This is a genomic window from Arthrobacter sp. LjRoot78 (assembly GCF_964254335.1).
Classification (GTDB): domain Bacteria; phylum Actinomycetota; class Actinomycetes; order Actinomycetales; family Micrococcaceae; genus Arthrobacter.
The window spans coordinates 2,418,950-2,442,989 of sequence record NZ_CAXUTG020000001.1; the positions used below are offsets into that span (position 1 = coordinate 2,418,950).

A 24,040-nucleotide genomic window follows, 5' to 3' on the forward strand; every position below is an offset into this window, starting at 1 on the left:
CAGACCAAACCGGCGCGCTCGTGACGCCTGCGGTGTGACGGATCCTGCAGGCGTCCCGGCCTGCTCGCTGCTGTGGCCTGCGTTGTTTAGGCTAATGAAATGAGGTGGCACACAGATATTCTGGGGGACGACTTCGAAGCCTGTTCCTACGAGGCCACGGGCGACGACGGGGTGGAGCGCACCGCTACCCTGGTCCGGCACGCGCCCAAGGGCGAAGCAGGGACCGTCCGTCCCGGACGCCGGCCGCTCCCCCGCCGGGCCTTGCTGTTCCTGCACGGCTGGAGCGATTATTTTTTCAACGTGGAGCTCGCCCGGTTCTGGACAGACAAGGGCTTCGAGTTTTTTGCCCTCGACATGCACAACCACGGGCGGAGCCTGCAGCCCGATACCCACGGCGGCTATGTGGCGAACCTCGACGACTACGACGCCGAGATCAGCAAGGCAATAGGGATCATCGGTTCCCTGTGGCCGGAACAGGCCGGCGGGGTGCCGGTGACCCTGATGGGCCATTCGACCGGCGGCCTCATCGCAGCCCTGTGGGTCAGCCGGCATCCGGGGGTTGTCGCCCAGCTGGTGCTGAACAGCCCGTGGCTGGAAATGCACGGCAATTCCCTGGTTCGACGCGCCACCCGGTCCATGGTGGGACCGCTGGCACGGTACCGGCCGGAGGCTGTCCTGCCTCTGCCGGAACGCGGCTTCTACTGGCGCAGTATCAGCAGCGAAGCCGAGGGTGAGTGGAACCTGGACAACAAGTACCGGCCGCCCCTCGCTTTTCCCGTCCGGGCCGGCTGGCTCAGTGCAGTCCTGGCCGGGCATTCCCGGGTGGCCCGTGGACTGCGGATCGAGATCCCCATCCTGGTGCTCCTGTCCGAAACCAGCGAGAACGGCATGTTCTGGACCGAAGCCATGCGAAAGTCCGACGCCGTGCTGGATGTGAACACGATCGCGATCAGGGCCATGGCCCTGGGCCGAACGGTCACCCTGGAACGGATTGACGGCGCCCTCCACGATGTCTTCCTCTCGCCGGCGCACGTCCGGGCTGACGCGTATGCCCGGCTGAGCCGCTGGATCCGGGGATACGTCCTGGACGACGGCGGCCAGGAGTGAAGGCTGCGGCCCCGGTCGCGCCGCGTTGGCAGCCCGACCAACTCGGTGCAGCATTCGAGTCCCTGGCACTGCCGCTGCCCGACGACGACGAAGGCGCGGTGTGTGCCACGCTGGTCCGCCATGTGCCTGCCGCGCCGGCCGGACCGCCCGGCTTTCTTTCGGCGCTGCGGTACAGGGGCTTCCGAACGCTGGCCTGGCCGTTCCCGGACTCACCTGCGGGTAACAATCCCGGGCATCCCGTCGCCGTCATCTACCTTCACGGCTGGGCGGACTACTTCCTGCAGTCCGAACTTGCTGAATACGTCGGCGCCCACGGACTGTACTTCTATGCGCTGGACCTGCGGAAATTCGGCCGCAGCCTGCGGAGCTGGCAGACGCCGGGCTACACCACAGACCTGGCTGTCTATGACGAAGACATCGCAGCGGCCATGGATGCGATCAGGACGGACATGGCCGAGCGCACCGGCCAGGCCGGGGAACCTTCCATCCACATGCTGGCGCATTCACTGGGCGGGCTGATCGGCGCGCTGTGGGCAGACCGCAATCCGGGCGCGCTGGGGAGCCTTGTGCTGAATGCGCCATGGCTGGAGCTCCAGGGCAGCAGCCTGATCCGAAACATCGCCATGCACCTGGTGGAGCCGATCGCGCGGACGGATCCGCGGCGGCCGTTCCGTTTTCCGGAAATGCCAGGCTACTGGGAGAGCGTCAGCGACCAGGCCCACGGCGAGTGGTTCCTGGATCCGCAGTGGCGCCCGACGGCGTCGTTCCCCATCCGCGCGGGCTGGACCCGGGCGGTCCTGGCCGGACATGCAGCCGTCGAACGGCGCCTGGACATTGCTGCGCCGGTCCTGGTGATGCTTTCTGACCGCACCAAAATCCAGGCCGAGTGGTCTGAGGAGCTGATGTCCGCAGACGCCGTGATCGATGTGGAACAGACAGCCCGCCGTGCCCTCGGCCTGGGACGCCGGACGGCGGTATTCCGTTATCCGGGAGCCATCCACGACGTCTTCCTCTCACGCCGCGAACTACGCCAGGAGGCGTACCGGGACCTGGTGTCCTGGCTGCATTCCCATTCCGTCTAAGCCCCTGCCGGGGCCGCATCCACAGCGCCGCCGTACCGCCGGTCCCGCCGGGCGTAGACTTCGACGGCGTCCCATAGCGTGCGGCGGTCGACGTCCGGCCAGAGCGTGTCCATGAAAACGAACTCGGCATACGCGGACTGCCACAGCATGAAGTTGGAGAGCCGCTGTTCACCGGAGCTTCGGAGGAAGAGGTCGACGTCGGGCAGGTCCGGTTCGTCCAGGTACTTCTGGATGGTCCGTTCGGTGATGGCGCCCGGATTAAGCCTGCCTGCCGCCACGTCTTCGGCGATGGCCGTCACCGCATCGGCGATTTCGGCGCGGCCGCCGTAATTAACACACATGGTCAACGTGCACGTGCTGTTGCCCCGGGTGTAATCCTCTGCCTCTTCCAGCTCGCGGATCACCGAACCCCAGAGCCGGGGCCGGCGCCCCGACCAGCGGATGCGGACGCCCCAATCGTCCAGCTGATTCCGCTGACGCCGTAGCACATCCTTGTTAAAACCCATCAGGAAGCGGACTTCCTCCGGGGAGCGCCGCCAGTTCTCCGTCGAGAACGCGTACACCGTGACGTACTTGATGCCCAGTTCAATGGCACCTGCCACAACGTCCAACAGTGCAGGTTCGCCAGCCTTGTGCCCTTCGATCCGCGGCAGCCCGCGCTGGTTGGCCCAGCGGCCGTTGCCGTCCATCACGATCGCCACATGCTGCGGGATGAATTCCTCAGGAATCGACGGCGGAACGGCACCGGAGCTATGCGGATATGGTGCTGTCACCGGCGCGGTCCGCTGCCGGACGGGAGTTTTCTTCTTTCCAAGGGCCACAGTCAGCTACGCTCCACATGTTTAAGTGATTTCAGCACACGTTCAAGATGCCATTGCAGATAGCTGGCCACCAAACCGGCAGCCTCACGCCGGTGGACCGCAACGGAGGCATCCGCCGTCGCCCAGTCCCCTGTCAACAGTGCCCCGAGCAGGAAGACCGTCTCGGCCGCGGGCGCGGGAGATCCCGGCGGACGGCAGTTGGCGCACACCATGCCGCCCAGCGGCGCTGAAAAAGCGGTGTGCGGCCCCGGCGCACCGCAGCGGGCGCACACCGTGAAGCTGGGCGCCCATCCCCCCGTTGCCAGGGCACGCAGGAGATACGAGTCGAGGATAAGTTCCGGCGTGTGCTCGCCGCGGCTCAGCGAGGCAAGCGCCCCGACCAGGAGGTTGTATTGCGCGGTTCCGGCTTCGCCGTCCACGTCTGTCAGCTTTTCGGCCGTCTCGGTCATGGCCGCCGCCACGGTATAGCGGCCGTAGTCCGCCGCGATGCTGCCGCCGTAGGCGCCCTTGGCCACCGCCTGCGTGACGATGTCCAATGTCCGGCCGGAAATCAGCTGCAGGTCCGCCACCATGAACGGTTCCAGGCGGGCGCCGAAGCGGCTGCTGGTGCGCCGCACTCCCTTTGCCACGGCACGGACCTGGCCGTGGTGTTTTGTCAGGAGCGTGATGATCCGGTCCGCTTCACCCAGCTTGTGGGTACGCAGCACCACGGCATCATCACGGTATGCGCGTGCAGAGAAGGAGGATTGTTGGGCCACGGTTAATTTTTGCACTGACTTTCTGGTTAACGCGGCTGCTGCGCCACCGGATTGCTCCGGGGCGCAGCAGCTCAGCGGATCGAACGGTCAGTCTAGGCTTGTGCGTCCCGGATTGCACGGTTGACGGCGGAGACGACCGCCTTCAGCGAGGACGTGGTGGTGTTGGAGTCAATGCCGACACCCCACAGCACCCGATCGCCCACCGTGCACTCAACGTACGCGGCCGCACGGGCATTGCCGCCTTCGGAGAGTGCGTGCTCGCTGTAGTCCAGCACGCGGACGTCCACGCCGTCCTGGCCCAGGATGCCCAGCAACGCCGCGATGGGGCCGTTGCCGGTGCCGGTGCGGCGAACCTGGACGCCGTCTACCGTGACGGTCGCATGCAGCGTCATGGTGCCGTCGTCGTCCGTTTCCGTGCTGAACGAACCCAGCGAATAGCGGCCCCACTGGCCGTCCCCCTTGCTGGAGGGCAGGTACTCGTCCTGGAAGATCTGCCAAAGCTGGGAGCCGCTGACTTCGCCGCCAACAGTGTCCGTCCGCTTCTGGATGACGCCGGAAAATTCGATCTGGGCCCGGCGCGGCAGGTCCAGGCTGTGCTCGTTCTTCAGCAGGTAGGCCACGCCGCCCTTGCCGGACTGCGAGTTGACCCGGATGACGGCTTCATAGCTGCGCCCGAGGTCCTTGGGATCAACCGGCAGGTACGGAACCTGCCAGGTGTAGTCGGCCACATCCTTGCCGGCCGCTGCAGCGTCCTTTTCGAGCGCTTCGAAGCCTTTCTTGATGGCATCCTGGTGCGAACCGGAGAACGCGGTGAAGACCAGGTCCCCGCCGTACGGGGAACGCTCCGCAACCGGCAGCTGGTTGCAGTACTCCACGGTCCGGCGGATGTCATCGATGTCCGAGAAATCGATCATGGGATCGATGCCCTGGACGAACATGTTCAGGCCCAGCGTGACGAGGTCCACGTTGCCGGTCCGCTCGCCGTTTCCGAACAGGCATCCTTCGATCCGGTCCGCGCCGGCCAGATAGCCCAGCTCGGCGGCAGCTACACCGGTGCCGCGGTCGTTGTGCGGGTGCAGGGAGAGAATGATGCCCTCGCGGGGGTGCAGGTTGCGGCTCATCCACTCGATGGAATCGGCGTAGACATTGGGTGTGGCCATTTCAACGGTTGCCGGCAGGTTGATAATGACCTGGCGGTCAGCCGAGGCCTCGAAGACATCAGCCACAGCGTTGCAGACGCGGATGGCGTATTCGAGTTCCGTGCCGGTAAAGGATTCGGGCGAGTACTCGTAGGTGATGTGCGTGTCCGCCAGCGTTTCCTCGTACTTCTTGCACAGGCGCGCGCCCTGTAGCGCGATGTCCAGGATGCCGTCCTCGTCCTGGTTGAACACCACGCGGCGCTGCAGGACCGAGGTGGAGTTGTACAGGTGGACGATGGCCTGCTTGGCGCCGACCAAGGATTCGTAGGTCCGCTCGATCAGGTGCTCGCGTGCCTGCGTCAGCACCTGGATAGTGACGTCGTCCGGAATGTGGTTGCCCTCAATCAGCTGGCGCACGAAGTCGAAGTCAGTCTGCGAGGCGGACGGAAAGCCGACCTCGATCTCCTTGTAGCCCATGCGGACCAGCAGGTCGAACATCTTCATCTTGCGGGCTGGGCTCATGGGATCGATCAGGGCCTGGTTGCCGTCCCTGAGGTCCACGGCGCACCAGCGCGGGGCCTTGGTGATGACCTTGTCCGGCCAGGTCCGGTCCGGCAGTTCAACTTTGATCTGGTCCTGGAACGGGATGTAGCGGTGGACGGGCATTCCTGAGGGCTTTTGTGCGTTTCGCATTACTATCTGGGCCTTTTCTGTGGTTCCTATGTGAAAGGTGGCCGGGCAACACAAACTCCGCGACGAGGATTGGCCTTGCGCTAGATCGCGTCTGAGGCCTCGCCGCGGCAGCTAAGAAGAAGGAGTTCTGCGCGCACCATTTCACACTAACACGGGTGCGTAAGATGAAGGAGCAACACCTCCAGCAACGTCCACCATGCAGACGCTGCCACCGGTGCCAGCGCCGGAGGCAGCCTTCACCTGAAGGAGCACTTGTGCCAAACTCGGGGATCGACCTGTCCAACATCGACCACACCGTCCGGCCGCAGGATGACCTGTACCGGCACATCAACGGCGCGTGGCTGAAGAGCACCACCATCCCGGACGACCGCCCCCTCGAAGGAACCTTCACGGCTTTGCGGGACGGGTCCGAACTGGCGGTCAGGGAAATCATCGAAGAAGCCGCTGCGCGCGGCGAAGATGGCAGCGGCATCGAACGGAAGGTCGGAGACCTCTACAACAGCTTCATGGACGAAGCCACAGTGGAGGCCAAAGGCATGGACCCCATCCGGGAACGGCTTGCCGCGGCCTTCGCCACGCAGTCAGCCAGGGACGTCATCGAACTGGCCGGGAGGCTCTTCCGTTCCGATGTTTCCGGGCTCTTCTACATCTACCCGGCCCCCGACGCGGGCAACCCGGACCGGATCCTGCTCTACACCGGCCAGGGCGGCCTCGGTTTGCCGGACGAGTCGTACTACCGCGAAGAGAAATTCGCCCCGATGGTGTCGGCGTACCGGGACCATGTCCGGACCATGCTCGGCCTCGCGGGAACCAAGGACGCGGAGGGTGCCGCGGACCGGGTGGTCCGGCTGGAGACCGCCCTTGCGTCGCATCACTGGGACAACGTGACCCTGCGCGATCCGCAAAAAACGTACAACCTGAAATCCGCCGAAGAGACCGGTGAGCTGTTCCCGCTCATGGACGCATGGTTCGAAGCCGCCGGAATTGCTGCCGAAAAGCGCGCGGAAATCGTGGTCAGCACCCCTGATTTCTTTGCCGGGGCGGCAGGCCTTCTCGAAACCGAACCGCTGGAGGCGTGGCAGGATTGGCTGGCCATGCGCGTTCTCAGCTCTGCTGCACCTTATCTCTCGGCCGAATTCGTGGACGCGAACTTCGCGTTCTACGGCACCACCATCAGCGGCACGCCGCGTAACAAGGACCGCTGGAAGCGCGGCGTCGCCGTCGTCGAAGCCTCACTGGGCGAAGCGGTCGGCCAGATCTACGTTGCCCGGCACTTTCCCGAGACCCACAAGGCCCGCATGCAGACCCTCGTGGCCAATCTCATCGAGGCCTACCGGGAGAGCATCACCGGGCTCGCCTGGATGGGTGAGGACACGAAACTCGAAGCCCTCAAAAAGCTCGAGGCATTCCGCGCCAAGATCGGCTACCCCGATGAGTGGATTGACTACACCGCGGTGGAGATTGACCCCAGCGACCTTCTTGGCAACGTTGAGCGCGCACACAATGCCGACGTCGACCGGCACCTGGACGAGGTGGGCAAGCCGGTTGACAAGAACAAATGGCTTATGACGCCGCAGACAGTCAACGCGTACTACCACCCGCTTCTGAACGAGATCGTGTTCCCGGCCGCAATCCTGCAGGCCCCGTTCTTCACGGCCGACGCCGACGACGCCGTCAATTACGGCGGCATCGGTGCTGTCATCGGACACGAGATCGGGCACGGCTTTGACGACCAGGGCTCACAGTTCGACGGCGGCGGCGCCCTCCGCAACTGGTGGACCGAGGATGACCGCACGGCGTTCGAGGCCCTGACGTCCAAGCTGGTGGCCCAGTTCGACGCGTTGTCGCCCACCGCGGCCCCGGGGCACCATGTCAACGGCAAGCTCACCCTCGGGGAAAACATCGGAGACCTGGGCGGGCTCACCATCGCCTACAAGGCCTACCTGATCAGCCTCGACGGTGCCGAGCCTCCGGTGCTGGACGGCCTGACCGGACAGCAGCGTTTCTTCGCGTCCTGGGCTGCCGGCTGGCGGCAGGTCATCCGGAATGAGGAAGCTATCCGCAGGCTCGCCACGGACCCGCACTCCCCCAATGAGTTCCGCACCAACGCCATCGCCAAGAACCTGGACGCCTTCCATGAAGCCTTCGACGTATCGGAGCAGGACGGCATGTGGTTGCCCTTGGAGGACCGCGTCAGCATTTGGTGACCGGGCAGTAACGAAGAGACCTGCGGGGCCGGCCACTGTTTGTGGCCGGCCCCGCAGGTCTTTGATCAGCGCACGTCGTCGAACAGACGCAGCGCCGCCGTGCCGTTACTGGGTGATCAATTCCGGATTGGCCTGCTGGCAGACGGTGTCGCCGGCAGTCTGATTGACGATGTCGGTGGGAAGCGCCACGGCGCCCATCTTTGTTCCGGACATGAAGTCGGTGCCGAGGTAGACCTGCACGCCGCTGACCCCGGTGGCGGGGAGGACCTGCGTGGCGGGAATTTCAAGCAGCGCCGCGACGTCGGCCGCCACATCCTCGAAGCCGGGTCCGTAATAGACCGACGTCTTCGAGACAGACTGCGCCACCAGCGGAGCCACCTGGGTGAAGCCGCCGGCGATAATTGCCTGGGTGATTTCCTGGGTCCGCGCCGGAACGCCTGTACCGTTCGCGACGGTCACCGGCTGCAGCGCCTTGTCGTAGGCCGGCGGCGGGGTTGCAGTTGGCGTCGACGGCGAGGGGGCGGGTGCTGACTCGGTCGGTGCCGCGCTGGGGCTCGGCGGGGCCGTCGGGTCCGTCAGGTCAACGTCCTTGCGCAATGCCGCGAAAAGCTGCGATGCGGCCGGCTCGGCAACGGTGAGCCGGTTGGGATCGCTGGGCGCCGCCGTGGTGGGAACGGCAACGAACGCCACCTTGCTGATGTCAATGTTCTTGAGCCGGTTGCCGATGGTCAGCAGTGACGGGACGGAAGCCAATCCATCGTCCACCGTGAGGTTCTGTGTCACGACGTCGGCAATCTTGAGCATCTTCTGGGGATCGGACAGCGTGCCGTCATCCTTGATCTTGCGGGTGAGGGAGGAAAGGAAGCCCTGCTGCGCCTTGATGCGGCCCAGGTCGCCGCCGTCCGCGAACGCATGCCTGGTCCGCAGGTACGCCAGTGCCTGCTCGCCCTGCACCTGCGAGGTTCCGGCGGGGAGCCGCAGGCGGGAGTCGGGGTCATAGACGGCGTCGCTGATGCAGACTTCCACGCCGCCCACGGCGTTGGAGAGCTCCTTCACCGCGTTGAAATCCGCCATCATGAAGTGGTCGACTTCCAGGCCGGTGATCTTGTTCACCGTATCGACCGCGCAGCCGATTCCGGCCTGCTTCATGGCTTCGTTGATCATCACTCCGCTCTGGGCGGGGTACACCTGCTTGGTCTTCTGGTCCGTGCATTCCGGAATGTCCACCAGCAGGTCGCGGGGGAAGCTGATGACGCTGACCCGCTTGTTGTCGGCAGAGATGTCCATCATCATCATGACGTCGGACTGGCCGTACCCCGTTGAATCTTCGGCGGTGCCGTACTCCGAATTCTTGCCGTCGCGGGTGTCTGAGCCCAGGATCAGGATCTGCATCCGGTCCTTGGAATCGTTGACGGGATCTTCGGTGCGGCTGCTGCCGGCACCCAAGGGTGCCTTGTTGATGTTCAGCTGCAACCGGATTACCCAGAAGGCGGCGAAAGCCAGACCGCCAACGAGGAGCAGGGCCACAATCGCGCTGGCCACTTTGAACCAGGCGGGTTTGCCCCGCATGGCGCCGAGGTGCCGGGCCGGGCCCATGGCCTTGTTGTCAGAATGCCGGGCGGCGGCGTCGGACGCTGGCGAACCAATGCCTTGTCCGGGAGTGTCTCGGCGTCGCACCACGTGGTGTTACCTTCCTCTATAAAACGGGTTCGGTCCATTTTAGTGGCCGAGACTGGGAAAACGCCCGATGCCCGGAGGCCGCCGTCGTGCTGCCACAGCCGGGCATGCCTGCGGCAGCCGCGCGGCGGCCGGTCTGCGGTGGACCGGGAGGCTGCCGCGAATAGCGGTGCAGGCTAGAAACCGAGCTTGACCAGCTGCTTCGGGTCCCGTTGCCAGTCCTTGGCCACCTTGACGTGCAGGTCAAGGTAGATCCGCGTTCCAAGCAGCGCTTCGATGCCTTTGCGCGCATTGGTGCCGACTTCCCGGAGCCGGGCGCCGCCCTTGCCGATAATGATGGCTTTCTGGGAGGGCCGCTCCACGTAAAGGTTGACCCGGACGTCGAGGAAAGGGCTGTCCTCGGGCCGGCCTTCTCGGGGAACGATCTCCTCAACCACGACGGCGAGGGAGTGCGGAAGCTCGTCGCGGACGCCCTCCAGTGCGGCTTCACGGATCAGTTCGGCCACCATGACGGCCTCGGGCTCGTCAGTGAGGTGCCCGTCCGGATACAGCGGCTGGGACGGCGGCATGTGGCTGATCAGCACGTCGGCAACCGTGCTCACCTGGAAGCCATCCGTGGCCGACACCGGAACGATGTCCTTCCAGCCTTCCTCGCCGAGGACTTCGCGTCCCAGTGCGGCGACGGCAAGCAGCTGTTCAGTCAGTGCCTGCCGGTCCACGAGGTCGGCCTTGGTCACAATCGCAATGATGGGCTTCTTGCCCACCGCGGCCAGCTGCGCAGCGATAAAACGGTCGCCGGGGCCGATCTTCTCGTTGGCCGGAAGGCAGAATCCGATGGCATCCACTTCCGAAAGCGTGTCCGCCACGAGATCGTTGAGGCGCTTGCCAAGAAGCGTCCGCGGCCGGTGCAGGCCGGGAGTGTCGACGAGGATCAGTTGGGCGTCGTCCCGGTGGACGATTCCACGGATGGTGTGGCGCGTGGTCTGCGGCTTGGCCGAGGTGATGGCCACCTTCTTGCCCACCAGGGCGTTCGTCAGGGTGGACTTACCGGCGTTCGGCCTGCCCACAAGGATCGAAAATCCGGCACGGAAGCCGCCAAAGGCCTCGCCGTCCGCTTTATTCTGCTTGCTCACGTGGAACTCCCTGTTGCGTTGTTTCGGCCTCGTCGAGTAGGTCTTCAAGGTCAGTTTGTTCTGGAACAGCGCCCTTTGCAACGGGCGCCGCGATGATGTGGCTGACCCTGTTGCGGCGGCCTTCCAGGCGGTCTGCCCGCAGCGAGATCCCGTCCACTTCGACGGTGCTGCCGACGATGGGAACCCTGCCCAGGGCCTTGGCCAGCAGGCCGCCGACGGTATCCACTTCGTCGTCGTCGAGTTCCACATCAAAAAGCTCACCGAGGTCGTCGATGCCCATCCGTGCGCTCACGCGGTAACTGCCGTCACCCAGCGCAACGGCCTCGGCGCTCTCGGTGTCATACTCATCCACGATCTCGCCGACGATCTCCTCGATCAGGTCTTCGAGGGTGACCAGGCCGGCCGTTCCGCCGTATTCGTCGATCACGATCGCGACGTGCGTGGATTCCTTCTGCAGTTCGCGCAGAAGGTCGCTGACCTGTTTGGACTCCGGCACGTAGCGCACTTCGCGGGCAAGTTCATCCACGATGGGGGGTTCCTCCCCCGGGCGGAGGCTGTGCAGCGCCGCAGCTACATCCTTGAGGTAGACAATGCCCAGGATCTGGTCGGTGTTGTCCCGGATGACCGGGATCCGCGAGTAGCCTGACCGCAGGAACAGGGACATGGCCCGGTGCAGGCTCGAGCCGGCGTCGATGCTCAGGATGTCCGTCCGGGGCACCATCACCGCGCGAACCAGAGTGTCACCGAAGTCGAAGACGGACTGGATCAGTTCGGCCTCGTTGTCCTCGATCATGTCCGATTCGGTCGCGCGGTCCACGAGCTCACGGAATTCCTCTTCACTGAACGAGGCCTCGTCCACGCCGCGTCCGCCCGGCGCCACGACGCTGCCCAGTGCGACTAGCCAGCCGGGGATGGGACCTAGGACCCAGCACAGGAAGCGGATGACCGGCGCCGTGGACCGGGCGACGGCTCCGGCATGTGCCCGGCCCAGTTGCCGCGGCGAAACGCCTACGATCACGAAGCCTACGAGGGCCATGATCCCGGTGGCAGCCAGCCCGGCGAGCCAGACACTGTCCCACAGGCTGTGCAAAAGGACAGCGACCGCCACGGCCGAGGCCATTTCGAACCAGATGCGCCAGAACCTCAGGGAGCGCATGTGCGCCATCGGCTGGTCCAGGATGCGTTTGAGGGCCTGCCCGTCGCTGCGAAGAACAGCTTCTTCGGCGTCGTGGCGGGGCAGGAAATTAAAGGCGGACTCGGCCGCTGTCAGCAGGGCGGCGAAACTCAGGAAGACTACCGCCATGCCAACGAGGATCAGTGGGGTCACTGCATCGTCTCTGACGGGGCTTCTTTGCCGGTGAAGCCCTCAAGCAGTTCCCGCTGCAGGCCGAACATCTCTTCTTTTTCTTCGGGGTCGGCGTGGTCGTAACCAAGGAGGTGCAGGATTCCGTGCGTGGTGAGCAGCAGCATCTCGTCCTGGGTGGAATGTCCCGCGTTCCGGGCCTGGACTTCCGCCACCTGCGGGCAAACGGCAATATCGCCGAGCATGCCCTGCGGTGTCGGCTTGTCCGGCGTACCCGGAGTCAGTTCGTCCATGGGAACGGACAGGACATCGGTGGCCCCGGGCTCATCCATGAGCTCGAGGTGCAGCTTTTCCATGGCGGGTTCGTCCACGAGCAGGATGGAAAGCTCAGCCTGGGGGTGGATGTACAGGCGTTCGAACACATACCGGGCCAGGGCAACCAACTCGGCTTCATCCACCTGGACGCCCGATTCGTTGTTTACTTCGATGCTCATGCGTGCTCTCCCCGCTTCTCCCGGGGCACGGAATGCTTCACCCGGTTCCTTTGTGCCTCGTCCCAAATACCGTAAGCGTTGACAATGTCGCCGACGAGGCGGTGGCGCACTACGTCCGAGGAATCCAGCACGCTGAAGTTGACGTCGTCAATGCCTTGGAGAATCTCCTCCACGATCCGGAGCCCGGAACGGGTGCCAAACGGCAGGTCCACCTGCGTGACGTCGCCGGTGACCACCATTTTGGAGCCAAACCCGAGCCGTGTCAGGAACATCTTCATCTGCTCCGGCGTGGTGTTCTGGGCTTCATCCAGGATGATGAACGCGTCGTTGAGGGTTCGGCCGCGCATGTATGCGAGCGGGGCCACTTCAATGGTGCCCGCCGCCATCAGCCGCGGGATGGACTCCGGGTCCATCATGTCGTGGAGCGCGTCGTAGAGCGGACGCAGGTACGGATCGATCTTGTCGCTGAGCGTCCCGGGCAGGAAGCCCAGCCGTTCGCCGGCTTCCACCGCCGGCCTGGTGAGGATGATGCGGCTGACTTCCTTCTGCTGCAGGGCCTGGACGGCCTTTGCCATGGCAAGGAAGGTTTTGCCGGTGCCTGCCGGTCCGATTCCAAAGATCACCGTGTTCGCGTCAATGGCGTCCACATAGTTCTTCTGGTTCAGCGTCTTCGGCCGGATTGTCTTGCCACGGCTCGACAGGATGTTGTATGTCAACACCTCAACCGGATTTTGGAGCGACTGGCTCCGGAGCAGGGCCGCGAGCTGCTGGAGCACTGCCGGTGTAATGACCGTGCCCCGGTCAACGAGTCCCCTTACTTCGTGGAGCAGGCGCATGATCCTGGGAACGTCGGCCGCGGGGCCGCTGATGGCCAGTTCATTGCCGCGGACATGGAAATCCACGGCAGGAAACTGTTCTTCGATAAAACGGAGGGCCTCGTCGTGACTGCCGAGGGACTGAACCATCTGTTCGGAGTTGTCGAAGATGACCACCTCCGTCCGGACACCGGGAAGACTGTGGGGAAATTCACCTGTGGTGCGCTCACCGGCGCTGAACCGGGGCCTTCCGTTTGTTGCTTCAGTCATGGTGCCGGCCTGCGGGCCTCTGGTCCCCTCCAGTTAGGAAAATTGTTTCTCTGGCCGATCACTTCGCTCCCGCTGCTTCAGCGTCGGACTCCGTGCGCGGCCGAGTCCTTATATCTTACGCCAGTAAGCCGTCCGGGGGCCGCGGGGCGTGGCTGCCGGGCGTTTGGCCGCGACCGCTTCGTTGCAGATTCCCGTCATTAGGTATCAACTTCGTATCGGCCTCGTATCGTTCCCGTTGCAGTTCGGCAATCCGTCCGCAAACGCCGCAGGGCGCCTGGGACTCTATGTAATGCTGGAATCCATCGCGGGCTTTCGCCCGTCTTGAACCACTTCATCGGCAACGTTTATCAGGACAGGGCAGGTACCGGGATCACCATGGAGACCAGGAAACCACGACGCCGGCAGACAGCAGGAGGCGGGCGGACACGTTCCGCAGTGCTCCTGTTTGTGCTGCCCGCTGCCATGGTGCTGTCCTCCTGCGTCGCCACTCCCCAGCCGTCCTTGAACACCGCTGCCAGCACCCCCCAGACAGTCACCGGATCCGCCACCGCGGGCGTTCCCAGCACGAGTGCCCCACTGGAAACCACGCAGGCTTCCAACAAGGCACCCGTGTACTGGATCGGCCGCAGCAACGAGAACGTCTACCTGTACCGCGAATTCCGGGATGTCCCGGAGCAGGAAAACCCTGTCACCAGGGCCCTGCGCTCCATGATGTCGGACAAGCCGCTGGATCCCGACTTCTTTACCCCGTGGCAAAACCCGAAGAAGCTGGCAACGTCGATCTCCGGCAAGAACGTCATCACGGTGGACGTCTCACCGGATGCCTTCAACAGCAACCTCGACGAGGACATGGCCAAGCGGGCCATCCAGCAGCTGGTCTACACGGCAACGGCCGCGGGAGCGAGCTCAGGGCTGGTGGACTCGGGCCAGCAAATCCAGGTGGTCATCCTGGTTGACGGGCACACCGATTACCTCGCCTTCAACCACGTTCGGCTGGGCAGTCCCACTCCGCGCGGGGCAGGCATGGTGGCCCCGGTCTGGATCATCGATCCCCAGGAAGGTGTGGGCGTCCCCGACGGCAGCGTCAAGATCAGCGGACGGAGCACGCTGCCCGGGGGCAAACTTCGGTGGAAAATCCTGAAAGTCGACGGCAGCAGCGACAAGACCGCCTATTTGGGCGGCGAAGTCACTGCCTCGGCAGACCAGGCACAGTCCGGACTTTTCTCGATGAATGTCAACCTGGCGCCGGGAAATTATGAGATCCGGGTATTCCAGGTCGACCCGGGGAACCCCGACCGGGAACTGAACGTGGACTCCCGCGGTTTCAAGGTTTCCTAGCGGGGCTACCAGCGACCCAGGATGTCGCTGGCGAGCACCGTGGCGGCCGGTCCTGCCGTGGATGACCTCAGTACATGGTGGCCAAGGAGCGCCGTCACGGCACCGGCCCCGCACAGCCTGGTAACCTCCCGCGGACTGATGCCCCCTTCGGGCCCCACAATCAGCAGGATTTCGCGCGGCCCCGGCTCCGGTGCCCCGGCGTTGTTCTCGCACCACGCCTCGAGCACGCTCCGCAGCGGACGCACGGCATCCTCATGGAGGATGATGGCCAGGTCCGCGGCGGAGACTGCGGCCTGAAGTCCGGCACCGTCGACGGCGGCACGGACTTCAGGAATCCAAGCCCGCCGCGCCTGTTTGGCGGCTGCGGTCACCACGGACTGCCATTTGGCGTGGGCCTTCGCGGCCCGTTCGCCTTTCCACCGGACGATGGAGCGTTCGGACTGCCACGGGATGATCGCGTCGATCCCCAGTTCGGTGGCGGTTTCTGCGGCGAGTTCGTCCCGGTCCCCTTTGGCCAGTGCCTGGACCAGGACCAGGCGGAGGTCCGGGCGCTCCTCCGTGTCGAGGACTGAACACTCCACCGTCAGTTCACCTTGGCCAACGGCGGCGACCGTGCCGGTGAGCCTTTTGCCGGCGCCGTCGGCGATGTCAACGGATTCCCCCACGGCAATCCGCTTGACGGTGACCGCGTGCCTCGCCTCTGCGCCCTCGAGGACAAAGTGCGAACCGGGAACCTGGTGGTCCAGGGCTCCCGGGGTTGCGAAAAAGACAGGGTTGCTCACCGCTACAGGTTACCGAGCCGGTCCCGCAGCTTGGCGAAGACACCGCCGCTGGCGGAGAGTTTCCCTTCGGTGTACTGCTCGCCACGGAGTTTCGCGAGCTGCCGCAGCAGGTCTTCCTGCGCGGCATCAAGCTTGGCCGGGGTCTCGACCTGCAGGTGCACTTTCAGATCGCCGCGGCCGTAGCCCCGGAGGTGGGTGACGCCGAGCCCGCGAAGGGTGATGACCTCACCGGACTGGGTGCCCGCCTTGACGTCGATTTCCTGCTGGCCGTCGAAGGTGTCGAGGCTGAGTTCGGTGCCAAGGGCTGCGGCAGTCATCGGGATGTGCAGGGTCGCGTGAAGGTCATCGCCGTCGCGTACGTACGTCGCGTCATTGTTGACCCGGATCTCCACATACAGGTCGCCGGAGGGTCCGCCGGCAGGGCCGGCTTCGCCCTGGCCGCCAAGCTGGATCCGGGTTCCGGTGGCAACGCCGGCAGGGACCTTGACCGTCAGCGAACGCCGGCTGCGGATGCGGCCCTGCCCGTTGCATTCATTGCAGGGATCCTTGATGACGGTTCCGAAGCCTTCGCAGGAGCCGCAGGGCGCCGCCGTCATGACCTGGCCCAGGATGGAACGGACGGCCCGCTGGACCTGGCCGCTGCCCCCGCAGATGTCACAGCGCACGGGGTGGGTCCCGGGCTGGCAGCAGGAACCCTCGCAGGTGGGGCACGTTACGGCAGTGTCCACTTCGAGCTTCTTGTTGACGCCGAAGACGGCGTCGCGGAGGTCGATGCGGACGCTGATGAGGGCATCCTGCCCCCGGCGGACACGCGAGGCAGGTCCGGATGAGCCGCCCGCACCGAAGAAGGTGTCGAAGATGTCCTGGAAGGCGAAGCCCTGTCCCGAGTAGCCGGCGCCGCCAAAACCGTTATCGGTGCCGTTCTCGTTGCCGGTGGTGTCGTAGACGCGGCGCTTCTGCGGATCGGACAGCACTTCATAGGCGTGCGTGACAGCCTTGAAGCGGTCCGAGGCATCCTCACCGGGGTTCACGTCCGGGTGCAAAGTGCGCGCAAGCTTTCGGTAGGCCTTCTTGATCTCTTCGCCCGTCGCTTCGGGTGAGACTCCAAGAACGTCGTAGTGGCTGCTCAAAGTTCGTATCTCTTCCTGGTTGTACTGCCTGTGATGCTGCTGCCGCACCCCGGAAGCCGGGACACGGAGGCCGGGTTGGCTGATGAAGGGCCGGTCACGGCCCGAGGATCCTGGAAAGGTAGCGTGCCACGGCACGGACCGCGGCCATGGTGGTGGGATAGTCCATCCGGGTGGGGCCAAGGACGCCAACCTTGGCACTGGAACCGGGCCCGTAGCCTGTGGCCACCACCGAGGCTTCCGCGAGGCCGTCGTAGGGATTCTCCCGGCCGATGCTGACGGTCACGCCGCGGGGGTCCTGCGCCATTTCGCTGAGCAGGCGGAGCATGACCACCTGTTCCTCAAGCGCCTCGAGGACCGGGCCGATGCTCAGCGGGAAGTCAACGTTGGACCGCGCGAGGTTGGCGGTGCCGGCCATGACCATCCGCTCTTCGCGGGTGCTGCTGGCCAGGGCATCCAGGCCGCGGGCCAGCGCCTGGGCGGCGTGCCGGCGTGCCGGTTCGCAGCTTGCGACGACGGCGGGCAGCGCCTGCGGGAGCAGGCTCAGCGGCGTCCCCGACAGGCTTTTCAGGAACCGTGAGCGAAGGCCGGCAAGGGCCTCGTCGCTGAGTTCCTGGCCGACGTCGATGACCCGCTGCTCGACCTTTCCGGTGTCCGCAATCAGGACGGTGAGGACCTGGCGCGGCGCCAGCAGCACGAACTCGATGTGCCGCACCATGGCACGACTGAGGTGCGGATACTGCACCACGGCCACCTGGTTGGTCAGCTGCGACAGCAGCCGCACCGTGCGTTCCAGGACGTCGTCCAGGTCTTCCGATCCTTCGAGCAGCGTCTGGATGGCCCGGCGTTCCGCCTGCGACAGCGGCTTGACGGCGGAAATCTGGTCGACGAAGAGCCGGTAGCCCTTATCCGTGGGGATGCGCCCGGCGCTGGTGTGCGGCGCCGTGATTAGGCCCTCATCTTCCAGGGCCGCCATGTCATTGCGGATCGTGGCGCTGGAGACCCCCAGATGGTGCCTCTCCACCAGGGCCTTGGAGCCCACAGGTTCGCGGGAATGGACGTAGTCCTCCACGATGGCGCGCAGTACTTCAAGCTTGCGTGGTTCGCTCATTCTCCACCTCCGATCGGCTTCACCCGGGCCGCGGACCGGCTCTGTCGCCTGCCAGATCCCGTCTACCGTTAGCACTCGTCATGTCTAAGTGCTAACCAGTCTAATATGAGTCGCCGCGTTGTTAGCATTGGTACCGCTCCGGGCGAAACTCCGGAGCAGGACAGGACATGCACCTCCGTGACGCCACGGGCGCCGCTGTTCCCCTTCTCCTGTTTCACTTTCTGTGTTCACTTTTTCTAGCGCAAGGTTGTGTCTATCCGATGTCGTACCAGAACTGGGGCCCGCAGGACATCACGGCTCCCCGGAAAACCGAGCTTCCCGAAGTGCCGGTTGAACGCGGCATGGTGCTGGAAGACGTGCAGTCCGGCTGGGTGGGCGCCGTCACCAGGGTGGAGAAGTCCGGCGGGATGCATGTTGTTGCCCTGGAGGACCGGCGCGGGAAGTCCCGCACGTTCCAACTTGGCTACGGGTTCCTCCTGGAGGGCCTGCCGATCCGGCTGATGCCCCCGGCACCGCGCGCCCAGGCAGCCTCCGGCACATCCGGCAGGACGGCCTCCGGATCCGTGCGGGTGGCAGGCCAGCGCGCCCAGGTGGCCAAGGCCAGCCGCATCTGGGTGGAAGGCAAACACGACGCCGAACTTGTGGAAAAGGTCTGGGGTGACGACCTCAGGGTGGAGGGCATCGTCGTCGAGCCCTTGCACGGAATTGACGATCTTACGGCTGCGGTAGCCGCATTCCGGCCGGGTCCGGGCCGGCGGCTGGGAGTGCTGGTGGACCACTTGGTTGCCAATTCCAAGGAATCACGGATCGCCGATGCCGTGATGGCGTCCCCGGGCGCTGCGGGCAACGTCCTCATCGTGGGCCATCCCTATGTGGATGTGTGGCAGGCCATTCGGCCGGCAGTGCTCGGCATCGACGCGTGGCCGGTTATTCCGCGGGGCGTGGACTGGAAGACCGGGATCCTGACAGCCTTCGGCTGGCCGCACGAGACTAAGGAAGACATTGGCCTCGGCTGGCAGAAGCTGCTGGGGGCGGTGCGTAGTTACGCCGACCTGGAACCGTCCCTGCTGGGCCGCGTGGAAGAGGTCATCGACTTCCTCACGGTGCCCTAGGCGGAAGTTACCAGTGCGTTAGGCGGAAGTCGAACTCTCCGAATGCACCCCCGACCCAGTATTCTTGATAAGGCGGTTGTTGCTCCTGTGGCAGCGTCCGCTTATCCGGGAACCACCGCACCACTGCAATCCGAAGGACGACACCTTGGCAGAAGACGCACGTGAACAACGGGACAACCAGGCCGGCCATGGCCAGCCCCAGTATCATGGTGTCCCCGCCAACGCCCTGCCGCTGACGGCCAACGAAGACCGGCAGTGGGCAACCCTCGCGCACTTCGGCGGCATCCTTGGGTGCGTCCCGTCGCTGTTGATCTACCTGATTTTCAAGGACCGCGGACCGTTCACGGCGCAGGAATCCAAGGAAGCGCTGAACTTCACCCTGCCTCCCACGATCGCTGCAGTCATCTGCAACATCCTGGTGCTGCTGCCGGTGGTGGGGAACATCTTCGCGGTGCTGGCCACACTGATTTGGATCGCCGTGACGTGCTTCTCCGTGGCAGCCGGGATCCATGTGAACCGCGGCCAGCCGCACCGCTACGACTTCAACCTGCGCTGGATCAAGTAACCGGCACAATCGAACACCGGCTTCGAGCACCGGCCGGGTGCGCTCAGTCGGGCAGGATCCTTCGCACCACGGCGTCGGCAAGCAGCCGGCCCTTCAAGGTGAGCACCAGCCGTCCGCGGAAGGCCGACACGGGATCCACCAGGCCATCCGCGATCAGCCCGGCGACGGCGTGCTGGCCGGACGTTCCCAGCCCGGACACATCGAGTCCGCTGCTGAGCCTGGCTTCGAGCATGACCCGCTCGACGTTCCGGGTTTCGGCGTCGAGCGTTTCCCGGCCCGCCGCCGGCGACACGCCGCCGGAAAGCCTCCCCGCGTACGCCGTAGGGTGCTTCACGTTCCACCAGCGGACTCCGCCGACATGTGAATGCGCACCGGGGCCGATCCCCCACCAGTCGTCACCACGCCAGTACGCCAGGTTGTGCCGGCAGGCCTGCTCCGGTGTGCGCGCCCAGTTGCTGACCTCGTACCAGCTCAGCCCTGCCTCGCCGATCAGCTGATCGCCGAGTTCGTATTTGTCGGCGTGGTCGTCGTCGTCGATTCCAGGGACTTCACCGCGGCGGATCTGGGCTGCCAGTTTGGTGCCGTCCTCCACGATGAGCGCATAGGCGCTGATATGGTCCGGCTCATAGGACAGCGCGGTCTCCAGCGAGTACCGCCAGTCGGCCAGGGACTCCCCCGGTGTTCCGTAGATCAGGTCCAGGCTCACGGCCAGTCCCGCCTCCCGCGCCCACCGCACCACCTGCGGCACGCGGCTGGGCGTGTGCGTGCGGTCCAGGACTTTGAGCACGTGCGGAACTGCTGATTGCATCCCGAAGGACACGCGGGTGAAGCCGGCATCAGCCAGCAGCTGGAGCGATTCAGGGGTGACGGAATCCGGATTGGCTTCGGTGGTGACTTCAGCCCCGGGCTCCAGCCCCCATACCTCGATGGCGGCGCCCAGGATCCGGGCGAGGTCTTCTGCGGGGAGCAACGTGGGCGTGCCGCCGCCGAAGAAGACAGTGCTCATGCGACGGTCCGGTAGCCCGGAGGTTTTGAGCACCTCCGCGGCCAGCCTCACCTCGGATATGGCGGTGGAGGCATACGCATCCTGGGACGCACCGCCGCCAAGTTCAGTTGCGGTGTAGGTGTTGAAGTCGCAATAACCGCAGCGGACGGCGCAGAACGGGATGTGCACGTAGAGCCCGAAGGCCCGGTCCGCCGCACCGTCTGCTGCTTGGGGAGGCAGCAGACCGTCCGACGGCGCCGGGTCACCCAGGGGAAGAACGCTAGGCATTGCGGCGGCTCCGCAGGGTTGCGGCGACGGTCATCACTACTTCTTGGCCTTGTCCTTGGATTCGTCCGTGGTCAGCGCGGCGATGAAGGCTTCCTGGGGAACCTCGACGCGGCCCACCATCTTCATCCGCTTTTTGCCTTCTTTCTGCTTTTCGAGCAGTTTGCGCTTACGCGATATGTCACCGCCGTAGCACTTGGCAAGGACGTCCTTGCGGATGGCACGGATGCTTTCACGGGCAATGATCCGGGAACCGATGGCAGCCTGGATCGGCACTTCGAACTGCTGGCGGGGAATGAGCTCACGCAGCTTGCCGGTCATCATCACACCGTAGGCGTAGGCCTTCTCCCGGTGGGTGATCGCACTGAAGGCGTCCACCTGTTCGCCCTGGAGCATGATGTCGACCTTCACAAGGTCGGCCACCTGGTCGCCGTCGGCCTTCCAGTCCAGCGAGCCGTAGCCGCGGGTCTTGGACTTCAGGATGTCGAAGAAATCGAAAACGATTTCAGCCAGCGGCAGGCGGTAACGGATTTCCACCCGGTCCTCGGAGAGGTAGTCCATGCCGCCCATCACGCCGCGCCGGCTCTGGCACAGCTCCATGATGGCCCCGACGAACTCGTTCGGCGCCAGGATGGTAGCGGACACCATCGGCTCACGGACCTCCGCGACCTTGCCGGTGGGGTATTCGCTGGGGTTGGTGACGTGGACAACCTTCTTGTCCTCCAGCGTGACCTCGTACTCCACGTTGGGGGCGGTGGAAATCAGGTCCAGCTTGTACTCGCGTTCGAGCCGTTCACGGGTGATTTCCAAGTGCAGGAGGCCCAGGAAACCGACGCGGAACCCAAAGCCCAGCGCAGCCGAGGTTTCCGGCTGGTACACCAGTGCGGCGTCGTTGAGCATGAGCTTCTCCAACGCGTCGCGGAGCACCGGGTAGTCGGTGCCGTCCAGCGGGTACAGGCCGGAGAAAACCATGGGCTTGGCGTCTGCGTAGCCCGGGAGTGACTGGGAAGCAGGCTTGGCCAGGTTGGTGACGGTGTCGCCCACCTTGGACAGGCGGACGTCCTTCACGCCGGTGATGAGGTAGCCCACTTCGCCGACGCCGAGGCCCTTGGACGGGGTGGGCTCCGGAGAGCTGACACCGATCTCAAGGAGTTCGTGCGTGGCGCGGGTGGACATCATCTGGATGCGTTCACGCGGGTGCAGCATTCCGTCGACCACCCGGACGTAGGTGACAACACCGCGGTAGGTGTCATAGACCGAGTCGAAGATCATGGCGCGGGCGGGGGCGTTCGGGTCGCCCACGGGGGCCGGCAGGTCACGGACGATCTTGTCGAGCAGCACTTCCACGCCCATGCCGGTCTTGCCCGAGACACGCAGCACGTCGTCGGGGTCGCCGCCGATCAGGTTGGCGAGTTCCTCCGCGTACTTCTCGGGCTGGGCCGCGGGAAGGTCGATCTTATTGAGGACCGGAATAATCGTGAGGTTGTTCTCCATCGCCAGGTACAGGTTGGCGAGGGTCTGGGCCTCAATGCCCTGGGCCGCGTCCACGAGCAAAACTGCACCTTCACAGGCAGCCAGGGAACGGGATACCTCGTAGGTGAAGTCGACGTGGCCGGGAGTGTCGATCATGTTCAGGGCATAGCTGGTGCCTTCAACTTCCCAAGGCATGCGGACTGCCTGGGACTTGATGGTGATGCCACGCTCACGTTCGATATCCATGCGGTCCAGATACTGGGCCTTCATGTCGCGGGACTGAACGACGCCGGTGTACTGCAACATGCGGTCAGCCAGAGTGGATTTACCGTGGTCAATGTGCGCAATGATGCAGAAGTTCCGGATGATGGCCGGATCTGTTGCGGCGGGCACCGGGGCGGTGCGGGCCATGGGAGACACGCAGGGTCCTTACTGTTGGCATTTCCGCGGCTGTGCTCAGGACGGCCGAAGCCGTCGCAGGACCTGCCGCACGTGAACTTATAGTGTCCCACGTCCTGCCCCCGCTCGGTGCATTGTTTGCGTGATCGGGCTGCGGGACCGCGAACGGCACCGATCCGGGGCACAGTATCGTTGCAGGATGGCATTCAACCTCCGCTCCCTTGGCAACGCCGTCCGTACCGTATTCCGCCTCCTGGAGGGGCGCCCGGCCGAGGATGCCACGGACCGACGGCGCAAGCGCCCTGCCGGACCGGTCCGACCGGCGCCGGGCCGTGCCACGAAGCCGTCAGCACAGCCCGAGACCGGCGCGGGCATCACCGGGACATACCCGGGTGACTTCACGGGCGCCGCTCATGTCCGGTATGCCCCCTCCCCCAACGGCAAGCCGGAACCGGGTGAAGTGGTGTGGACGTGGGTTCCCTACGAAGAGGACCATTCGCAGGGCAAGGACCGGCCGGTGCTCCTGATCGGAAGCCGCGGGCGGTACCTGCTGGGGCTCATGCTCACCAGCAAGGACCACGACCAGGACCGCAGGAATGACGACAGTTACGTGGATATCGGCACCGGCAGCTGGGACCGGCAGCGCCGGCCCAGCGAAGCCAAACTGGACCGCATCATCCAGGTCAGCGCGGCGGACATCCGCAGGGAGGGCGCCGTCCTGGACCGGAAGCGTTTCGACGGCGTCGCGTCTGCACTCCGCGAGTTTCACGGCTGGAGCTGACGAAAGTTCCGAAGGGGCACGGGATCAGCAGGGCAGGCGTCAGCCGAGGCAGCAGCATTGCAGGGCATCTGCTATTATTGACAGCTGTGTGTCCGTGCAGGTCGACGGCCACTGATGGTTGGCCGCCATAGGTATCCCCACGCCGCTCAGTCAATGGCCAATCTGAAAGCCCTCTAGACCATTTCCGCATTAAAAAGAGAGTTCACACGTGGCTAATATCAAGTCCCAGAAGAAGCGCATCCTCACCAACGAGAAGGCTCGCCTGCGCAACAACGCAGTCAAGTCGGAGCTGAAGACGGCCATCCGCGCCGTCAACACCGCCGTTGAGTCCACCGACAAGGATGCCGCTGCTGCTGCGCTGGTTGCTGCAAGCCGAAAGCTGGATAAGGCTGTCAGCAAGGGCGTTCTTCACAAGAACAACGCTGCAAACCGCAAGTCGGCGATCTCCAAGAAGGTCAACGCACTCTAAGGTTTTCCAGTTCAACTGAACTGATGATCGTGGCCGGCACCCCTCGCGGGTGCCGGCCACATCCATTTAACCCTCTTAGCTCGTTGACCCGCTCCAGCTCACAGCCGGCTAGCT

At 64.7% G+C, this 24,040-nt stretch carries 21 protein-coding genes; 8 read left to right on the top strand and 13 right to left on the bottom strand.

What is annotated here, in order from left to right; translation table 11 throughout:
* Window positions 1-99: 99 nt before the first annotated feature.
* Window positions 100-1,107, top strand: a complete 1,008-nt coding sequence (locus tag ACSQ1X_RS11220) for an alpha/beta hydrolase (RefSeq protein WP_436057724.1) — start codon at window positions 100-102, stop codon at window positions 1,105-1,107.
* Entirely contained in the window at window positions 1,104-2,189 is a 1,086-nt protein-coding gene (locus ACSQ1X_RS11225) for an alpha/beta hydrolase (RefSeq protein ID WP_436057725.1), read from the top strand. The genes ACSQ1X_RS11220 and ACSQ1X_RS11225 overlap by 4 nt, the downstream gene beginning before the upstream one ends.
* Here the strand turns inward: ACSQ1X_RS11225 and ACSQ1X_RS11230 are convergent.
* The 3 genes from ACSQ1X_RS11230 to leuA form a co-directional block, all read right to left on the bottom strand.
* Window positions 2,186-3,010: an isoprenyl transferase gene (locus ACSQ1X_RS11230; RefSeq protein WP_436057726.1), complete on the bottom strand. Its 825-nt coding sequence runs from the start codon at window positions 3,008-3,010 to the stop codon at window positions 2,186-2,188. The genes ACSQ1X_RS11225 and ACSQ1X_RS11230 overlap by 4 nt on opposite strands.
* Before the next feature lie 2 nt (window positions 3,011-3,012).
* Window positions 3,013-3,768 (bottom strand): DNA repair protein RecO, encoded by a 756-nt coding sequence (recO, locus tag ACSQ1X_RS11235; RefSeq protein ID WP_436057727.1) that lies wholly within the window; start codon window positions 3,766-3,768, stop codon window positions 3,013-3,015.
* A 92-nt stretch (window positions 3,769-3,860) separates the two neighbouring features.
* Window positions 3,861-5,600 (bottom strand): 2-isopropylmalate synthase, encoded by a 1,740-nt coding sequence (leuA, locus tag ACSQ1X_RS11240; protein WP_436057728.1) that lies wholly within the window; start codon window positions 5,598-5,600, stop codon window positions 3,861-3,863.
* Between the two features lie 254 nt (window positions 5,601-5,854).
* On the opposite strand from leuA, the gene ACSQ1X_RS11245 reads away from it, so the two are divergent.
* Complete coding sequence (locus ACSQ1X_RS11245) at window positions 5,855-7,807, top strand: M13 family metallopeptidase (protein ID WP_436057729.1); 1,953 nt, start codon at window positions 5,855-5,857, stop codon at window positions 7,805-7,807.
* Window positions 7,808-7,912: 105 nt separating this feature from the next.
* Here the strand turns inward: ACSQ1X_RS11245 and ACSQ1X_RS11250 are convergent, their stop codons facing one another.
* From ACSQ1X_RS11250 to ACSQ1X_RS11270, 5 genes are all read right to left on the bottom strand, one after another.
* Complete coding sequence (locus ACSQ1X_RS11250; protein WP_436057730.1) at window positions 7,913-9,487, bottom strand: LCP family protein; 1,575 nt, start codon at window positions 9,485-9,487, stop codon at window positions 7,913-7,915.
* Between the two features lie 173 nt (window positions 9,488-9,660).
* A complete protein-coding gene (era, locus tag ACSQ1X_RS11255) occupies window positions 9,661-10,617 on the bottom strand; it encodes a GTPase Era (RefSeq protein WP_055803178.1) in 957 nt (318 codons plus the stop codon).
* Window positions 10,601-11,944, bottom strand: a complete 1,344-nt coding sequence (locus tag ACSQ1X_RS11260) for a hemolysin family protein (RefSeq protein ID WP_436057731.1) — start codon at window positions 11,942-11,944, stop codon at window positions 10,601-10,603. The genes era and ACSQ1X_RS11260 overlap by 17 nt, the downstream gene beginning before the upstream one ends.
* Entirely contained in the window at window positions 11,941-12,414 is a 474-nt protein-coding gene (gene ybeY, locus ACSQ1X_RS11265; protein ID WP_055803182.1) for an rRNA maturation RNase YbeY, read from the bottom strand. The genes ACSQ1X_RS11260 and ybeY overlap by 4 nt, the downstream gene beginning before the upstream one ends.
* Window positions 12,411-13,499, bottom strand: a complete 1,089-nt coding sequence (locus ACSQ1X_RS11270) for a PhoH family protein (protein WP_055803185.1) — start codon at window positions 13,497-13,499, stop codon at window positions 12,411-12,413. Before ACSQ1X_RS11270 ends, ybeY begins: the two co-directional genes overlap by 4 nt.
* Before the next feature lie 375 nt (window positions 13,500-13,874).
* Here ACSQ1X_RS11270 and ACSQ1X_RS11275 point away from each other — a divergent pair, with 375 nt between their 5' ends.
* Window positions 13,875-14,837: a GerMN domain-containing protein gene (locus tag ACSQ1X_RS11275; protein ID WP_436059329.1), complete on the top strand. Its 963-nt coding sequence runs from the start codon at window positions 13,875-13,877 to the stop codon at window positions 14,835-14,837.
* Between the two features lie 5 nt (window positions 14,838-14,842).
* On the opposite strand, the gene ACSQ1X_RS11280 is transcribed toward ACSQ1X_RS11275, so the two are convergent.
* The 3 genes from ACSQ1X_RS11280 to hrcA form a co-directional block, all read right to left on the bottom strand.
* Window positions 14,843-15,619: a 16S rRNA (uracil(1498)-N(3))-methyltransferase gene (locus ACSQ1X_RS11280; protein ID WP_055803188.1), complete on the bottom strand. Its 777-nt coding sequence runs from the start codon at window positions 15,617-15,619 to the stop codon at window positions 14,843-14,845.
* Between the two features lie 2 nt (window positions 15,620-15,621).
* Window positions 15,622-16,749: a molecular chaperone DnaJ gene (gene dnaJ / locus ACSQ1X_RS11285; protein WP_028269153.1), complete on the bottom strand. Its 1,128-nt coding sequence runs from the start codon at window positions 16,747-16,749 to the stop codon at window positions 15,622-15,624.
* Window positions 16,750-16,843: 94 nt separating this feature from the next.
* Window positions 16,844-17,857 (bottom strand): heat-inducible transcriptional repressor HrcA, encoded by a 1,014-nt coding sequence (hrcA, locus tag ACSQ1X_RS11290; protein WP_055803189.1) that lies wholly within the window; start codon window positions 17,855-17,857, stop codon window positions 16,844-16,846.
* 260 nt (window positions 17,858-18,117) lie between these two features.
* On the opposite strand from hrcA, the gene ACSQ1X_RS11295 reads away from it, so the two are divergent.
* Together ACSQ1X_RS11295 and ACSQ1X_RS11300 are read left to right on the top strand one after the other, a co-directional pair.
* On the top strand, window positions 18,118-18,969 hold the full coding sequence (locus ACSQ1X_RS11295; RefSeq protein ID WP_436057732.1) for a DUF3097 domain-containing protein: 852 nt from the start codon (window positions 18,118-18,120) through the stop codon (window positions 18,967-18,969).
* A 145-nt stretch (window positions 18,970-19,114) separates the two neighbouring features.
* Window positions 19,115-19,534, top strand: coding sequence for a DUF4870 domain-containing protein (locus tag ACSQ1X_RS11300; RefSeq protein WP_028269150.1), 420 nt, complete (start codon window positions 19,115-19,117; stop codon window positions 19,532-19,534).
* 43 nt (window positions 19,535-19,577) lie between these two features.
* Here ACSQ1X_RS11300 and hemW read toward each other — a convergent pair whose 3' ends face one another.
* Complete coding sequence (hemW, locus tag ACSQ1X_RS11305) at window positions 19,578-20,807, bottom strand: radical SAM family heme chaperone HemW (protein ID WP_436057733.1); 1,230 nt, start codon at window positions 20,805-20,807, stop codon at window positions 19,578-19,580.
* Between the two features lie 36 nt (window positions 20,808-20,843).
* Complete coding sequence (gene lepA / locus ACSQ1X_RS11310; protein WP_200939380.1) at window positions 20,844-22,697, bottom strand: translation elongation factor 4; 1,854 nt, start codon at window positions 22,695-22,697, stop codon at window positions 20,844-20,846.
* A 178-nt stretch (window positions 22,698-22,875) separates the two neighbouring features.
* Between lepA and ACSQ1X_RS11315 the strand changes: the two genes are divergently transcribed.
* Window positions 22,876-23,457, top strand: a complete 582-nt coding sequence (locus tag ACSQ1X_RS11315) for a type II toxin-antitoxin system PemK/MazF family toxin (RefSeq protein ID WP_436057734.1) — start codon at window positions 22,876-22,878, stop codon at window positions 23,455-23,457.
* A gap of 208 nt (window positions 23,458-23,665) precedes the next feature.
* Entirely contained in the window at window positions 23,666-23,926 is a 261-nt protein-coding gene (rpsT, locus tag ACSQ1X_RS11320; RefSeq protein ID WP_011692086.1) for a 30S ribosomal protein S20, read from the top strand.
* Window positions 23,927-24,040: the final 114 nt, after the last annotated feature.

Coding starts and splice junctions, on each gene's coding strand:
- ACSQ1X_RS11220 (WP_436057724.1), top strand. CDS start 100: ATGAGGTGGCACACAGATATTCTGGGGGACGACTTCGAAGCCTGTTCC.
- leuA (WP_436057728.1), bottom strand. CDS start 5,600: ATGCGAAACGCACAAAAGCCCTCAGGAATGCCCGTCCACCGCTACATC.
- ybeY (WP_055803182.1), bottom strand. CDS start 12,414: ATGAGCATCGAAGTAAACAACGAATCGGGCGTCCAGGTGGATGAAGCC.
- ACSQ1X_RS11270 (WP_055803185.1), bottom strand. CDS start 13,499: ATGACTGAAGCAACAAACGGAAGGCCCCGGTTCAGCGCCGGTGAGCGC.
- ACSQ1X_RS11275 (WP_436059329.1), top strand. CDS start 13,875: ATGGAGACCAGGAAACCACGACGCCGGCAGACAGCAGGAGGCGGGCGG.
- hrcA (WP_055803189.1), bottom strand. CDS start 17,857: ATGAGCGAACCACGCAAGCTTGAAGTACTGCGCGCCATCGTGGAGGAC.
- ACSQ1X_RS11295 (WP_436057732.1), top strand. CDS start 18,118: ATGTCGTACCAGAACTGGGGCCCGCAGGACATCACGGCTCCCCGGAAA.
- hemW (WP_436057733.1), bottom strand. CDS start 20,807: ATGCCTAGCGTTCTTCCCCTGGGTGACCCGGCGCCGTCGGACGGTCTG.
- ACSQ1X_RS11315 (WP_436057734.1), top strand. CDS start 22,876: ATGGCATTCAACCTCCGCTCCCTTGGCAACGCCGTCCGTACCGTATTC.